Source organism: Fictibacillus sp. NPDC058756 (genome assembly GCF_042746035.1).
In the GTDB taxonomy this organism is placed as follows: domain Bacteria; phylum Bacillota; class Bacilli; order Bacillales; family Fictibacillaceae; genus Fictibacillus.
The window spans coordinates 201,859-218,328 of record NZ_JBHYPU010000001.1 but is presented as its reverse complement, the minus strand read 5'-3'; the positions used below and the strand labels follow the sequence as shown (position 1 = coordinate 218,328).

Here is a 16,470-nt window from a genome sequence, read left to right as displayed (position 1 = left end):
TTCTGAAATGTCCAAACAGCAAAAAGAAGCCATTATAGTTTACCTTTCATGGCGTCTTGCTAAACATTTCATAATGCTCATTTCCATTCTAGTATAGCATACCAATATCGTCCGAAAACCGCAACACATCAACGTTTTCGAGGTGTAAACGCTACCATTGCCGACCTGCCAGGCTTTTAACGTTTTTTCTTATGAAGGAGTATTCAATGGAAGTTCTTTCCTGACCGCAGCGCGAATCTCATCAATGTCGAACGGTTTTGCAAAATGAGTGATTGCTCCCAGTTTCATGGCTTCATGAATCATGTCCAGTTCACCGTAAGCAGTCATGATAATAACTTGGATCGTTTCGTCATGCTTCTTCACACGGCGAAGAATCTCCAGGCCATCCATTCCTGGAATTTTCATATCTAAAATAACAAGATCAGGGCGGTCCTTCTCCACAATAGATAGAGCTTGTACACCATTAGCAGCCTGATACGTCTTGTAACCTTCTTTTTGAAAAATTTCATTTAAAAGAATTCGAATGCCATATTGATCGTCTACAATTAAAATTTTTCCGCTCATTATTGCCCACCTCATCTGAGTTCATTTGCAAATCAACTTATCAGTATCTATTTCTATATATCCAAACAATTTCCTGCTGTCCATCCATGAAATGTCATGTTAAATTCAGTATACTAAACGAAAGAACTATTTTGCGATAAATTGATATTCGTGCAAAAGGAGTACATTTGATGCTTAAAATATTTTCAACTCAAGTTTCTGGATTATTAAAAGCGATTTCTGATAAAGAAGAACAATCGATCGAGGAGAGTTCCCGCCTGCTGGCACACACGATTTTGTCTGAAGGAACTGTTTATTTTAAGGGATTTGGCGAAATGGAAGCTGTTGTGAACGAGGCATTGCTTGGTGAGAATCAATTTCGGCAGTCTGTAGAGTTTTCGGATGCAAGCTGGGAAGAACTATTACCGGTTGATAGTATTGTTGTGGCCAGCCGGTTTACTGATGATCATGAGGCATTGACTTTTTGTAAAACAGTAAAAGACCATGCAGATTGCCATGTTATTTTGATGGGCGGACGCAGAAAAGAAGCAGATTTGGAGACGACAGCAGATATCGTGATTGATACAAAAGCAGTTCGCGGTTTAGTGCCGCTCGACGATGGCTCCCGTATAGGTTTTCCGTCCGGATTAACGGCTTTATTCGCTTATTATTCACTCTTTTTAACAACCGAAGAAATTTTAGAAGAATATGATGAGGAATAAGGTTAAGCCTGGCTTTGTGCCAGGCTTTTTCATGTGAAAAAAGTAGCTTTGGTGAGTAATTCTAGTGGTCCAAAAAACACGATCACATAAAAAATAGTGATAATCACATAAAAAGTGATGCCATCATATAAAAATGGACCTCATCACATAAAGATAAACGATGATCACATACTTTTCCTTTTTATTCCATTATATATCCACATGACATGGACACCGCCGCCACAAAAAACCGGCAGCCCCCTCAACGAAAAGGAAACTGCCGGTATATCATACATCTATTTAGTTCTTCAACTGTGTTACCGCACCAATAAAGTCACGGAAAAGTGCTTGTGGTCTTGTTGGTCTTGATGTGAATTCCGGGTGGAACTGGGACGCAACAAACCATGGGTGATCTTCTAGCTCGATGATCTCAACAAGTCTTCCGTCAGGAGATGTTCCTGAGAAAATGAATCCAGCCTTCTCCATCTGCTCACGGTATTCATTATTGAACTCGTAGCGGTGACGGTGTCTTTCGTATACTACTTCGTCATTATAAGCAGCGAACGCTTTTGTATCCTCTTTTATTTTACAAGGATACAGTCCAAGACGAAGTGTTCCGCCTAGATCTTCGATGTCCTTTTGCTCAGGAAGCAAATCAATTACCGGGAACGGTGTTTCAGGCATAAGTTCTGCAGAATGAGCTCCTTGAAGTCCAAGAACATTGCGGGCAAATTCAACAGACGCAAGCTGCATGCCTAAGCAGATTCCTAAGAACGGAACTTTGTTTTCACGAGCAAATTGAGTAGCTAAGATCTTCCCTTCTACCCCTCTGTCGCCGAATCCGCCAGGTACTAAAATACCGTCAGCGTCCTTTAAAAGGTCGTTTACATTTTCAGGTGTAACCATCTCAGAGTTGATCCAGTCGATGTCAATATCCGTATCGAATTGGTAACCTGCGTGACGCATCGCTTCAACAACAGAAATATACGCATCTTGAAGTGCTACATATTTTCCGACTAATGCAATCTTTACTTTTCCTTTAAGGTTCGTTACTCGGTTAATCAGCTCTTTCCACTCCGCCATATCCGGCTCATGCGTTTCAAGCTTAAGATGCTTGCAAACAAGCTCGTCCATCTTTTGTTCTTGAAGATCGATCGGCACCTGGTATAAGGTATCAGCGTCTCTTGCTTCGATTACCGCTTTAGGGTCGATGTCACAGAACAATCCGATCTTCTCTTTCATCTCTTGAGGAACCGGCATTTCCGTACGAACAACAATAATGTTTGGCTGGATACCAAGACTGCGAAGCTCTTTTACACTGTGCTGTGTCGGCTTTGTTTTCAGCTCGCCCGCTGCACGAATATAAGGAATGAGCGTACAGTGGATGTACATGACGTTTTCAGAACCGACATCGCTTTTAATCTGGCGAATCGCTTCAAGGAACGGCAAGCTCTCGATGTCCCCAACTGTTCCGCCGATTTCTGTAATAACTACATCTGCGTTTGTTTCACGGCCAGCACGAAAAACACGTTCTTTGATCTCATTTGTGATATGCGGGATAACCTGAACCGTTCCGCCAAGATACTCGCCGCGGCGCTCTTTGCGAAGAACAGTAGAGTAGATTTTCCCTGTCGTAACAGAGCTGTATTTATTTAAGTTAATATCGATGAAACGCTCATAGTGCCCTAAGTCCAAATCCGTTTCAGCGCCATCATCTGTTACAAAAACTTCACCATGCTGATAAGGACTCATCGTTCCAGGGTCCACGTTAATGTACGGATCGAATTTTTGAGTCGTAACTTTCACTCCGCGATTTTTTAATAATCGGCCCAATGAAGCAGCCGTAATCCCTTTTCCTAATGAAGAAACAACCCCGCCTGTAACAAAAATATATTTTGCCATGATTCAATCCCCCTAAATTTTCTAAATTAAGTATGTGCTTTAAACCATTTTTCTACTATCGGGAGTGGCTTGTATTTTTGTACAAGCACCGTCAATCCGTGTAAAAAATAAAAAGCAAAAGACACTTCCCCTATGGTTAGGGGGCACTTTTGCTTTGTAATCGTATATTATTAAGTCTTTTATAAAAAAAGATACAGGAATAGCCCAAAAAGAATATTACCCGACTCCACAGCTCGTGTCAAGATGCTAAGAAGGAATCATTTTTTAAGAAAAAATGAATTTAAATACTGCACAAGACTCCGTCAATCCATAAATTCAGCCTAGGTATCCGCGAATTTTGGTGGTGAATCCAAAAGTTTCAGCTGTGAATACAAAAGTTTTGGCCTTTAATCCACGAGTTTTGCTCCTCAATCCACATTTAGTCACATATATATGACGGACCCCAACTGCCCCTTTGCTAAAAAAGAAAAAAACCAGCGCCCTCAGGCACTGGTTCTCAAGAATTAAAGATTTTCCTCTTCCTCATCAGCGAGGTCTTCGTCTTCTTCGTTTTCATCTTCGAAGTCTTCATCATCTTCGTCGAATTCTAATTCTTCGTCTTCATCATCGTCGTCATCGTCATCATCTGCAAGATCGTCGTCTTCTTCAACGAACTCATCTTCTACTTCTAACTCATCGAAATCTTCATCATCGAAGTCCTCTTCAAAGTCATAGTCATCCTCAGATGCTTTTTTACGTTTTGTAGGTTTGTTGGTAGCACCTAGTTCTTCCTCAGAGCTCTCAACTGGGTACCACGTTTTTAATCCCCATTTATTATCGCCCAATGAAACGAAGCGTCCATCAATATTCATATCCGTGTAAAAATACGCAATTCGGTTTTCAACTGCAGTTTTAGACAAACCTTTAATTTCAGCGATCTGCTTAACTAAATCGTAGAATTGAATAGGCTGCTTTTCATTCTGCAAAATTTCAAATGCGATTTCGACCATAGACATTTCAACGACTTGCTCTTTCGTATACGTGTTCAACATAGCCACATCGGCACTTCCTTTCCTTCTCCACACTCATTTATATCAACACATTTTGCTCATTCTCTAGAAGAATCATACTCTTCATTATAAACAAATCCTATAAGGTTATGCCAGTAGTAATCTCGCTTTTTTCAAATTTATCCTCTTTTAACAGTATCCAATATGAATAGGAGATGACTATTATCTCATTTTATCAATAGGAACTTCAAAGAATATCATTAAAAATAGAACAACGAACATTGAGATACCCCAGGCAAGCAACGGCTTCTTGAAATGAATCCTTAATAAGGTGAACATTCCCACATTAAATAAAGCGGACCACCAAATACTCCATCCATTGTGATAAGAGAATAAATTAAATTTTGCCATCAGCCACTCTACAGAAACAAAAATAATCACCCAGCGTAGAACGTATCCTATTTTTTGAGGTACATTCTTTTCCGGAAAGCGCGGAAGAAAGATTAAAACGACCACAGGGAAAACAACAAAAGAGTGTACTATCTCAATTAATGTGTGATTTGGAAGCAAATGTTCTTTATAAAGCCACATAGGATAGTTGTATGTAAGAATATTATATAGAAAATTACCTACAATCATAAACAAGATTGTGGGGTAATACTTCTCCCAATTTCTCCAGTCCCCCCACTTCCATCCTAAGATTAACGCAATTCCTCCAATGATTACATTCATATGTTGTTTTCACCTCACTTTCTTTCTGCGTTACACAACTGTTCTTTACTATTTTCACCATTCTTACTGATCCTAATAGCAACCTTCTGATGAATGGCTAATTTATGATTTCATGTTTTTTATCTTTCTAAAATTACGGTCCGCTTGAAATCAAGAATCAGATGAATAAAGACCCTGCTTCTCATTACGGCAGGATCCTGGCCTTTGTCCTTATCAACTAAGCCCGTCCACAACACCGATCTCCCAAATCATCACATCTACTTTTACATTCACTTTCATATTTTTGTATTGCTGCTCCCATTTCTTTTCATCCCAGTGTCTTGTCCTGCTTCTTACTTGGTCGCCAATTGACACCGGATCAATATTGGATCTTTGAAAATCTTTAATCATGGATACAGCTTCTTTGTGTACTTTATCTTTCATAAGTTTTTCGGCTTTATCTGCCGTTTTCGCTGTTACTTTTTCTCCTGTATATTCCCTGATATAGCCTTTAATTTTTAAGTGAAGCGTAATTTCGGGAGTGGTGTGTATGTTCTTAACATGAAACTTCTTTTTTGTTTGAAGGCCCTGGATTGAAATATATTCCGTCTTCCCTTTCTCCTTTGTTCTTAATTTATATCCTGCATTTTTTATATTTTCATATAGTGCTTTAAAAACAAACATATATCGATAAGGCAGCGAATCAACCATCTGAGTTCCCTTAAATAATGCAAGTCCTTTAACATTGATCTTTTTATCTTTAAGCTCAATTATGGGTAACACCGGATCCATTCCTCTTGTGTAATAAGAAGATAAAAACAAATGAAAATTTGTTGTAGGGATTAATCCATTCTTTATGTTATTGTTTATTTGTCTTTGAATATATGTTCCTGTGTCGTATTCCTTAAAAGATTCTCCTAGCATCTTTTTTACATTCCCGTCCACAACTGCTAAAAGTAGCCGTGTACCGATACTAGGATCCCGGTGAATATAATCTATATAATCCTGTAAACCCACCTCGGCAAGCTTTTTACTATAGAGAGCCACTTCTATCTTTCCGTTCACAACGGGCTTCGGCGATTTTCGGTTAAGATTAACTAAGGATTCCTTGCTTAAATTATCTATGGACGATAAAGTCTTGTTCGATATAGATTTATCAGGATTGATAATAGGCAAGACTGCAGTAGTTTCGATTTTGTTCTTGCCTTTATAGTCAAACCCAACTGCAGTAGCAATGTCCAATTCATCCAGAATCTCTTTATCAACCCTTCCGGAATATCCTACGATGGCCATGACAATGACTGCTATAATAATCTTTTTCATACTTTTTTCCTCACTTTACTCATGAGGTAATGAAGGAAGAACAACAATGGTATATATCCATAGATAAAATAAAGACCAACCTGGGAGACAATACTGTTTAATAGGTCGATTTCAGTACGCTCTTTAAACAATGGATTTACGATTAGCGTAATCACTAATACCAAGAAGAGCGCCTTCTTTTGTGTAACGTTAAACAAACGCTTTGCCATCCGGCTTGCAGCCCAAAAGGCCAAACAAACATTAGGAAGTATAACAACGGCCCAGGAGGCGATACCGATATATTCAAACCGTTCAACAAAAGGGAATCTTATGATTTTCCACATTGCTAATGTTGCCCATATCGTTCGTTTCAAATGATCGGGAGTATAGTAAACAAGTGTGATCAACATCAGATATAAATATAAAAAGACAGTAAAAAGATTTCCGTAATGAAACCATTTTTGCGAGGTTTCAGGCTTTTTAAAAAAAGGATAATACACAAGAAGAAGTTCAAATCCTAAATAACTTAAAGTCATCGTTTTAAAGGATAAGGCGATCTCTTTTATGGAATGATCAAAAACAGGCAGTAAATTACGTAAGTTCGCAAATTCCAGTGGTGCTATAAATGTAAATATCAGATAGAAGGGTACGACCACACCTAAAAAACAAACACCAACTACAGAGCGGAATCCTCCTGCGATGATATAATAGACGGCGATTAAATAAACGAGGGTGAACGTCCATGTTTTCATCAACGGGAACATCCAGACTTGGAGCACTTCTATAAAAGTCCGAAGTACGGTTATGCCCATTGCCATTAAATAAATCATGAAAAAGAAGGTGAAAATCCCGCCGATCCATTTTCCAAATGTAGTCTCATGGATAGAGAGGATGTCTCCTTGCTCTTTATTCAGCATCTTATACATCATCCAAATAACAAGATGAACCGCAGCTCCTCCTACCAATACCGTGATCCATGAATCCTGCTCCGTATAGATGGCTACATATCGCTGGAAACCCAACACGCCGACACCAATCTGCATACTGTGCACAACGAAAAAAGCCAGATAAGGGGATATAAGGAATTGTTCTTTAACCGATACTTTCATAAAATAACATCTCCATCAGAAATTTATTCATCAATATCCTTTTTCTGTTTCGCTGCTTTTCCTGAAAACTTGATCGTGTCCGGTGATTGAAGTTCAATCGGTCTTTTAGGCTGCATTTTAAAAGGAAGGCGAAGAAATGCATCTTTTAAATCTTCAAAACGCGGAGGGTAAATGGGCTCTAAATAAGGCCTGCCAAAAGATGTAAGACGAAGCAGGTGTCCCATTAAAAAGGAAAAAGCAATCGCTATGCCGACCAATCCCCATAATTCAGCGAAGATAAGAAATGGAAAACGAATAAGTCGAATGGCGTTACTCATCTTGTATACAGGCGTAGTAAACGAGGCCAGTGCCGCTAATGCTACAATGATCAGCAGTATGTTACTTGTTAATCCCGCTTCAACAGAGGCTGTTCCAATAACAATCCCGCCTACGATACCGATTGTTTGTCCTACTTTTGTCGGAAGCCTTGCTCCTGCTTCTCTTAAAAGTTCAATCGCCAGTTCCAAAACGAGTGCCTCTAAAAAAGGAGGCAAGGGGATTAAACTTCTGGAAGATACGAGAGTAGCCATCAACTCTCTTGGTATCAATTCATAGTGATAATTAAGTACGGCGACATATACAGGTGAAACTAAAATAGAAAACGATACGGCAAATAAACGGATAATCCTTAATACGGATGCTAACTGCCAATTAAGAAAATAATCTTCCAAGGCGGAAAAGAATTTCACAAGGGTAGTAGGACCAATTAGCGCGTGCGGCGAGCCATCTACTAATATGATGATACTTCCTTCTGCTAGAACACCGACTGCACGATCTGGCCGTTCTGTGTCGATCAGCTGAGGAAACGGAGAATTGTCATTGTCGGATATCATTTGAGCAATATAAGAACTGTCCAAGATCTGATGGAACTGTATATCCCCCACTCTCTGCAGAGCGGTGTTGATGTTTTCCTCATTGGCTATTCCGGCTATATATATGACAGCCACTCTCGTCTGCGAAAGTGTTCCTATCACAAATTCTCTAATCTCTAATTGTGGTATAGGGAGCCGTTTTCTGACCAAATTTAAATTCGTTGTCAAAGATTCTACAAAGGATTCCTTTGGACCCACAACACTGAATTCTTCTTCCGGAATGGTCACTTCACGTGCTTTATTCATCTCTGCTTTAACGAGTACTCCATGACTGTCCTTCTCTTTGAATCGGATCAGCAGAGAACCCGTCAACATCATTTTTTGAATAACCTCCAGATCGCTCGTAACCGTTACATTTTCAATAGGTAAAGCAGCCTTAAGCTCATCCAGTTTTTTTATGGACGATTTATTTAAGAATGGCAGAATATCCCGATGTAAAATCTCTGCATCGATAAGTGAACCAAAGTAAGAAATCCAATAGGGTACTGGAGATTGGGGATTATGAAAATCAATAAAATCACCAGACTTCTTGAAATGCTGAATGACTTTCAAAAGTGAATGATTTTCTTTTTTGGATTCTTTCTTAAACCAATTCATGATTCCTCCCCTTTCCTTTGTTTTTTACAAGCAGCTTCTTCTAAACGTTCCTGATAGATATCAGTTTTATCTTTTACTAAAAATCAAGCTATTATTTAATGAAACATAAAAAAGGCTGAGATACATAGGATCTCAAGCCTGATAAAGCAACCTTATTCAACTTATTCCTCCAGCATTTGTTCTGAAATAGTTCTTCTAGCTTTTTTTATCCAATAGAATGCACAAGCATTCACACAATAGATCAAAAAATAAGCAATAAAGGAATGGTAGTATGTCCACTCATTATGTTCATAAACATTAAACTGGTTGGCCAGCCATTCAAGCCCGGTTGTCATGAACGATGAAAAGAACACATAAAAAATAACCGGAAATCCTTTCAGCTTCCATAAATCCAACAAATATAATAATAAATAACCTGAGAAAGGATATATAAACAAATAAATAATAAGATCAAACACTTCAAACTCTGGAACATCCATAATATCGTAAAAATCATGTGGCGGACCTGCCAAAATATAATCTAGACTCGCACCTAAAAAGAAATTCAGCGTAAATATAACCGTAATCTGAGAATAATACATTCTTCGCTTTAAAACAGCAGTCAATACGATTAAAAAAAGGCAAATGACTAGGATAAACCATTCATTGCTGTCGAAATGCTCAGGAAGCCTCACTTAAAAGACCTCCTCTTTTTTCAAAAGTAATCGGAAGGACCCCCAAACCCCAACCGTTAACAGCCAAAAAGAAAACCACTCCAAAAACGAAAAGTAAACATTCCATTGTTTAAATTGAATAAGACCCAAAAATTCATGGAAGAACTGTATTTCTATCAAAACCAAAAACCAAAGAATCGTGCACATTTGTTTATAGATTGGCCTGATTGTTTTTGAAGAATAAACAAATAAGAGCCATAAAGTTAATCCTGGAATAATAAATAACCGATAAAATGTTAAAGACCAAAAGACAGTTTTAGCATTTTCGACTTCGATCCATTTTTGATTTAGTTCTATAATATTAGACCATATGAATAACAAAGCGGAAGAAAAGAGCCAGTTGGTCATCATTTCGAATGGATGCATATGCCTGCGGGTGTATTGAGAAGCGACTAATATGATGAGACTCAGGATGCTGGATATCAGTAAGTACTTCAACAAATATACCTCCACTCTTTTAGATAATTTAATAACACAGTTAGTATAAGTTTGCTTTTTTAATTTATTCCAAATGAAGGCATGCAACAAAAAACATGGTACCCTTATCCAAGGGACACCATGTTTATTTGTTTTACATATTCCTTCTATACTTTCCGCCTACTTCGTAAAGCGCGCTCGTAATCTGCCCCAGACTCGCAAACTTCACGGTATTCATCAGCTCTTCAAAGATATTTCCGCCGTTAAGCGCAACCGTCTTCAAGCGGGCTAATGCTTCAGCATGATCCTTGCTTGCCTCTTGGAAAGCGGCTAGATTTGCAATCTGCTGTTCTTTTTCATCCTTAGTCGCACGTGCCAGCAGCATGTTGAACTCTTCTTCAGATGGCGGATTCGGATTTAAGTACGTGTTAACTCCGATAATAGGAAGGGATCCGTCATGCTTCTTCATCTCATAATACATAGACTCTTCCTGAATCTTTCCGCGCTGATACTGCGTTTCCATCGCACCAAGTACGCCGCCTCTCGTATTCATACGCTCAAACTCTTGAAGAACCATCTCTTCTACTAAATCCGTTAATTCTTCAATAATGAACGAACCTTGAAGCGAGTTCTCATTGCGCGCAAGACCAAGTTCTTTCGTAATGATCATCTGGATCGCCATCGCACGGCGAACAGATTCTTCTGTCGGTGTTGTGATCGCTTCATCATAAGAATTCGTATGCAATGAATTACAATTATCATACAGCGCCATCAACGCCTGAAGTGTTGTACGGATATCGTTAAAATCGATTTCCTGTGCGTGAAGTGAACGTCCAGAAGTTTGGATATGATACTTCAGTTTTTGGCTGCGTTCGTTCGCTTTATATTTATCACGCATTACGGTAGCCCAAATTCTTCTCGCCACACGGCCGATTACGCTGTATTCCGGATCAAGTCCGTTTGAGAAGAAGAACGATAGATTCGGTGCGAATGCGTTTATATCCATACCGCGGCTCAAATAGTATTCTACATACGTAAAGCCGTTAGCAAGGGTGAACGCAAGCTGTGTGATCGGGTTCGCACCAGCTTCAGCAATATGGTAGCCGGAAATCGAAACCGAATAATAGTTGCGCACTTGATGATCGATAAAGTACTGCTGAATGTCTCCCATCATGCGAAGAGCAAATTCAGTAGAGAAGATACATGTGTTTTGTCCTTGATCTTCTTTTAAAATATCTGCTTGAACTGTTCCGCGAACAGAAGCAAGAGTTTTCGCTTTAATTTCTGCGAATTCCGCTTCATTCGGCTGACGGCCATTCTCATCTGCAAAAACTTTTACTTGCTGTGCAATCGCTGTGTTCATAAACATCGCAAGGATGATCGGTGCTGGACCGTTGATCGTCATGGATACAGATGTAGAAGGTGCGATCAAATCAAAACCGTCATACAGCTTTTTCATATCATCGAGTGTACAGATGCTCACTCCGCTCTCTCCGACTTTTCCGTAGATGTCCGGACGATAATCTGGATCTTCACCATATAAAGTTACAGAGTCGAACGCCGTACTTAAGCGCTTCGCATCATCGTCTTTAGACAAGTAGTGAAAACGGCGGTTCGTTCTTTCTGGTGTTCCTTCTCCAGCGAACTGGCGTTTCGGATCTTCTCCTTTTCGTTTAAAAGGAAAAACTCCTGCTGTATACGGGAAAGAACCAGGAACGTTCTCTTTCATGATCCACTTTACGATATCTCCCCAGTCTTCAAACTTCGGAAGAGCGACTTTCGGAATATCAAGACCTGAAAGACTTTTCGTTGTCAGTTCTGTCACGATCTCTTTGTCGCGAATCTTCGTTACAAACTCTTTCTTGCTGTACATTTCTTTAAGCTCTGGCCATTCTTTCAGCATTTTTGAAGTTGCCGGCAAAATCTGTTCTTCCACTTTTTCTAACGCTTTATTTAACCCTGTTTCAACTTCAGCGCCCGCTGCGTTATACTCTTTTACCGTTTCAAGTGTTCCTTTGATCTGAAAAGATTTACGCGCAAGCTTTGCCTGTTCGTTCACCGTTTCATGGTATTTACGGACAGTCTGTGCGATCTCGTTTAAATATTGAGCGCGCTCACCTGGAATGATCACGTTCTTCTTTGCTGTCATCGCTTCAGCTGCCGGCTGAATGCCAAAATCCACACCAGACTTCTCTTCGATCACCTTCATCAAGTGATAAAACAATACGTTCGTGCCAGCGTCATTAAACTGACTCGCGATTGTACCGTAAACAGGCATCTCATCTAGATCTTTATCAAACCAGTTGCGAGAACGCTGATATTGTTTCTTCACATCGCGCAATGCATCCTCTGAGCCTTTACGCTCAAATTTATTGATCGCGATGATGTCTGCGTAATCAATCATATCGATTTTTTCAAGCTGCGATGGCGCGCCGAATTCGCTTGTCATCACATATAAAGATGCGTCCGAAATCTCAGAAATTCCTGCATCACCTTGCCCGATACCGCTCGTTTCAACAACGATCAGATCATAGCCCGCTGCTTTTGTTACCGCGATAGCATCCTTAATCGCATCGGAAAGCTCTGAGCGAGACCCGCGTGTTGCGAGTGATCTCATATAAACGCGAGGATGGTAGATCGCGTTCATACGGATTCTGTCACCTAAAAGTGCTCCGCCCGTCTTTTGTTTCGTCGGGTCGATCGAGATAATAGCGATCGTTTTATCTTCACACTCGTTTAAGAAACGGCGTACAAGTTCATCGGTAAGCGAGCTTTTCCCCGCTCCCCCTGTACCCGTGATTCCTAAAACAGGTACTTGCTTCTGCAATCCTTTTAAAGCTGAAAGAGTTTGTTCGGCTGTTGCCGCAATCTCTTCAGGTGCTTGCTTCGCGTTCTCAGCAAGTGTGATCAGACGAGATACAGAACGAACGTCTTTTTCTTTTACTTTTTCGATTTCATCCGTTAACGAAGTAACTGTTGGAAAGTCACATTCTTCTACCATAAAATTGATCATGCCCTGCAACCCTAGCAATCTTCCGTCTTCTGGTGAGAAGATGCGAGTTACGCCATAAGCATGAAGCTCCTTAATCTCAGGCGGGATAATAACGCCTCCGCCTCCGCCAAAAACTTTAATGTGGTCTGCTCCGCGCTCTTTCAGCAAATCGATCATGTATTTGAAATATTCCACGTGTCCGCCTTGATAAGAAGAGATCGCGATTCCTTGAACGTCCTCCTGTATTGCGGCACTTACGACTTCATCTACGGAACGGTTATGTCCAAGATGGATCACTTCACATCCGTTTGACTGGATGATTCTTCTCATGATGTTGATTGAAGCATCATGTCCGTCAAAAAGGCTGGAAGCGGTTACAAATCGAACCGGATTTTTAGGCCGGTAAATATCAGTTTGAGCCATCATTTTCATCCTTTCTTACGCTCCTTTAATGCCATGAAGCAGTTGCTGGAGCTGTAATTTTGTATATTCTTCAAGGGTATACATCTTTTGAAGTGCCCAGCGTCTGAACGTCCACATCTGCCCGATGATCAAAATGTTATGTGCAGCAGCCTGGATCTCTTTTTCGTTTAGAGCAAGTTCGCCCTGCCGTACTGACTGCGATAAAAGTGTTTCAAAGATCGCCGTCATCTCAAGCTCCTTTTTCAAAACATAGGGCAATGCTTCATCAGATAATGACTTGGCTTCTTGATACATAACAAGCACTTCATCCTGCATATCGTCCATCACTTTAAAATAAGCCGTGATCGCTTTCTCGACACCTTTTATTCCGCTGTCTGCCGAGTCAATATCCTGCTGCAGCCTTAACTTAACGCCATCATAGATGCTGTCGCAGACAAGGTACAAAATATCTTCTTTAGACCGGATATATTCGTAAAGTGTGCCGATGCTGAAACCTGAAGCTTTTGCGATCTCACGGGTCGTGGTGCGGTGAAAACCATTTTTCTTGAATAAAGACACCGCAGCTTTTACCATCTCTTCGCGTCGCTTTTGAATGAGTTTTTCATCTTTTACGAGCGACGGCACTTCTTTCTTACCCAAATGGCCTCCCTCATTTCCCACTCATTTTCTCCTATTTGTCTGCCGGCTGAATTCGTTGCAGCAAGATTTGCTCTGCGGCTGTATAAGGGTCTGTAGTGCCTTGTTCTAAGTCGGCAAGCCAGGAGAATCCATTTTCTTTTTCATCTGTCCATACTTGCTGAAAAATCTCGTGCTGAACAACTTCCATCACTTCACGTTTCAGGTTGGAAAGCTTGCGAATGCTACCTTCTCCGCTCTCTATCAAATATTCCTTGTGAGCAAGAAGTGCTTCCCACAACTCTTGCAAACCTTTATTTTCAGTAGAAATCGTCTGAACAACAGGCGGACGGTATGGGCTGTCGTGTTTTACAAGATCGAGCATCGCTTCAATCTCTGCTAAAAGCTTTGGAACGCCTGGCATATCCGCTTTATTTACGACAAACAGATCGGCGATTTCCATGATTCCCGCCTTAAATACCTGCACGACGTCCCCGCTGCCCGGATTCAGAACAACTGCGACAGAGTCTGCAAGTTTCATAATATCGAGTTCAGACTGTCCGACTCCTACCGTTTCTATTAGAATCACATCAAAACCATAAGCATCCATAAGCCGTACCGTTTCCTTGGTAGAACGGGACAGTCCGCCTAAGCTTCCCCGGGTTCCCATGCTTCGGATGAACACACCCGGATCGGTAAAATGGTCGGCCATCCGTACACGGTCTCCGAGTATGGACCCACCGCTAAAAGGACTTGTCGGATCCACTGCAACAACCGCTACCGTCAGACCTTTATTTCGCAGAAAGGAAATGAGGCGGTTGACGAGCGAGCTTTTACCGGCACCGGGTGAACCGGTGATGCCGATCCAGTGCGCGCCTTTTTGCATCGGATATATGCTTTTTAGAAGCTCTAGTTTATCGGCTCCGTTGTTCTCGGCAAGTGTGATCGCCTTTGCAAGTGCCCGTTCCTCTTTTTGCTGGATGCGCTTGGCTAATGGATGCATGGTTTCCTCCTAAAGTGATTTAAAAATCTGTCTCATGATAAAATGAAAGTGGTTGATTTCCGATCCAGGTGCTCCCTTTCCGCGGGGCGTGCGGTGAGCCCACTCGTCGCCTTGCGACATTGAATGGTCTCACCTGTCCCGCTGATCCCGCAGGACAAGGAAGGCTTCGACAGCGTTACATCGCACGAAGAAAATGTGATTTTCATTTTCGAGGAGTCTCGCACCTTCCTCTCCAATCAACTGCAAGGGTGTTTTTAAAACCTATTTGTAAGCAACACTCTGTTTATAAACATCTTTGTTAAAAAGCAACTCAGATGAACTGCCAAGAGACTCCTCGATCGCAGGTCAAGCTTAGAAGCTCAGGTTCTAGCCAAAGTGTCGCAAATTTCCTAACTCTTAATCTTTTAAAAGCATTTTAGAAATAACGAGACGCTGAATTTCCTGTGTGCCTTCGTAAATTTGCGTGATTTTCGCGTCTCTCATATAGCGTTCGACTGGATATTCTTTCGTGTACCCGTATCCGCCGAATACTTGAACAGCGTCTGTTGTTACTTCCATGGCAATGTCTCCAGCGAAAAGCTTAGACATTGCTGATTCTTTTCCGTATGGAAGCCCTTCAGACTCTCTCCATGCTGCCTGATAGGTTAATAGTCTGGCCGCTTCTACTTTTGTTGCCATGTCAGCTAGTTTAAAACCGATACCTTGGTTTACACCGATCGGTTTACCAAACTGCTTGCGTTCTTTTGCATAGTTTACAGATGCATCAAGTGCACCTTGCGCGATTCCTACTGCTTGCGCAGCGATACCGTTGCGTCCGCCATCAAGCGTCATCATTGCGATCTTAAAGCCTTCGTCCTCTTTGCCAAGAAGGTTTTCAGCTGGCACACGGCAATCTTCGAAAATGATCTCTAATGTTGGAGAAGAACGAATCCCGAGTTTCTTTTCTTTTTTCCCAAAAGAAAATCCTGGTGTCCCTTTTTCTACGATAAATGCAGAAACTCCTCTCGTTCCTGCTTCAATATCCGTTCGGGCAAACACGACATAAATTTCTGCGTCTCCAGCGTTCGTGATAAAGATTTTAGAGCCGTTGATGATGTAGTGGTCGCCGTCTTTTTTCGCTGTTGTTTTCATGTTTCCTGCATCAGATCCAGAACCTGGCTCAGTTAAGCCGTAAGCACCCATCTTCTTTCCTTCTGCCATCGGACGAAGGAATTTTTGCTTTTGCTCTTCATTACCGAACTTGAAGATCGGCCATCCTGCAAGTGATGTATGTGCAGAAAGGGTAACCCCAACTGACGCACACACGCGGGAAAGCTCTTCAACTGCGATAACGTATCCAAGGTAATCTCCACCGATTCCGCCGTACTCTTCAGGCCAAGGAATACCGCATAGTCCCAGCTCTCCCATTTGATCAAAAATCGCACGGTCAAAGCGTTCTTCTTCATCACGCTCAGCCGCTGTCGGTTCAACTTCATTTCTTGCAAAATCTCGCACCATCTTACGGATCATTTCATGTTCTTCAGATAATAAAAATTGCATCTT

At 41.1% G+C, this 16,470-nt stretch carries 13 protein-coding genes; 1 reads left to right on the top strand and 12 read right to left on the bottom strand.

Annotated elements, in window-relative coordinates:
• Window positions 1-189 precede the first annotated feature (189 nt).
• Window positions 190-567, bottom strand: a complete 378-nt coding sequence (locus ACFW35_RS01075; protein WP_171978822.1) for a response regulator — start codon at window positions 565-567, stop codon at window positions 190-192.
• 167 nt (window positions 568-734) lie between these two features.
• Here ACFW35_RS01075 and ACFW35_RS01070 point away from each other — a divergent pair, with 167 nt between their 5' ends.
• A complete protein-coding gene (locus ACFW35_RS01070) occupies window positions 735-1,265 on the top strand; it encodes a DUF2529 family protein (protein WP_379843146.1) in 531 nt (176 codons plus the stop codon).
• Between the two features lie 279 nt (window positions 1,266-1,544).
• Here the strand turns inward: ACFW35_RS01070 and ACFW35_RS01065 are convergent, their stop codons facing one another.
• From ACFW35_RS01065 to ACFW35_RS01015, 11 genes are all read right to left on the bottom strand, one after another.
• The gene (locus ACFW35_RS01065; RefSeq protein ID WP_379843145.1) at window positions 1,545-3,146 is read right to left on the bottom strand and encodes a CTP synthase; all 1,602 of its coding nucleotides are present in this window, start codon (window positions 3,144-3,146) and stop codon (window positions 1,545-1,547) included.
• A gap of 503 nt (window positions 3,147-3,649) precedes the next feature.
• On the bottom strand, window positions 3,650-4,177 hold the full coding sequence (gene rpoE / locus ACFW35_RS01060) for a DNA-directed RNA polymerase subunit delta (RefSeq protein WP_379847342.1): 528 nt from the start codon (window positions 4,175-4,177) through the stop codon (window positions 3,650-3,652).
• Window positions 4,178-4,357: 180 nt separating this feature from the next.
• Complete coding sequence (locus ACFW35_RS01055; RefSeq protein WP_379843143.1) at window positions 4,358-4,867, bottom strand: CBO0543 family protein; 510 nt, start codon at window positions 4,865-4,867, stop codon at window positions 4,358-4,360.
• A gap of 213 nt (window positions 4,868-5,080) precedes the next feature.
• Window positions 5,081-6,169, bottom strand: coding sequence for a Ger(x)C family spore germination protein (locus ACFW35_RS01050; RefSeq protein WP_379843142.1), 1,089 nt, complete (start codon window positions 6,167-6,169; stop codon window positions 5,081-5,083).
• A complete protein-coding gene (locus ACFW35_RS01045) occupies window positions 6,166-7,257 on the bottom strand; it encodes a GerAB/ArcD/ProY family transporter (RefSeq protein ID WP_379843140.1) in 1,092 nt (363 codons plus the stop codon). The genes ACFW35_RS01050 and ACFW35_RS01045 overlap by 4 nt, the downstream gene beginning before the upstream one ends.
• Window positions 7,258-7,280: 23 nt before the next feature.
• Entirely contained in the window at window positions 7,281-8,765 is a 1,485-nt protein-coding gene (locus ACFW35_RS01040; protein WP_379843138.1) for a spore germination protein, read from the bottom strand.
• A 161-nt stretch (window positions 8,766-8,926) separates the two neighbouring features.
• Window positions 8,927-9,439: a hypothetical protein gene (locus ACFW35_RS01035; protein WP_379843136.1), complete on the bottom strand. Its 513-nt coding sequence runs from the start codon at window positions 9,437-9,439 to the stop codon at window positions 8,927-8,929.
• A 610-nt stretch (window positions 9,440-10,049) separates the two neighbouring features.
• Entirely contained in the window at window positions 10,050-13,310 is a 3,261-nt protein-coding gene (icmF, locus tag ACFW35_RS01030) for a fused isobutyryl-CoA mutase/GTPase IcmF (protein WP_379847340.1), read from the bottom strand.
• Between the two features lie 15 nt (window positions 13,311-13,325).
• Window positions 13,326-13,949 (bottom strand): TetR/AcrR family transcriptional regulator, encoded by a 624-nt coding sequence (locus ACFW35_RS01025; RefSeq protein WP_379843135.1) that lies wholly within the window; start codon window positions 13,947-13,949, stop codon window positions 13,326-13,328.
• A 31-nt stretch (window positions 13,950-13,980) separates the two neighbouring features.
• Window positions 13,981-14,928 carry a methylmalonyl Co-A mutase-associated GTPase MeaB gene (meaB, locus tag ACFW35_RS01020; protein WP_379843133.1) on the bottom strand — a complete coding sequence of 316 codons (948 nt, stop codon included), beginning with the start codon at window positions 14,926-14,928 and terminating at the stop codon, window positions 13,981-13,983.
• Between the two features lie 396 nt (window positions 14,929-15,324).
• Window positions 15,325-16,467, bottom strand: a complete 1,143-nt coding sequence (locus tag ACFW35_RS01015) for an acyl-CoA dehydrogenase (protein ID WP_379843131.1) — start codon at window positions 16,465-16,467, stop codon at window positions 15,325-15,327.
• Window positions 16,468-16,470 lie beyond the last annotated feature (3 nt).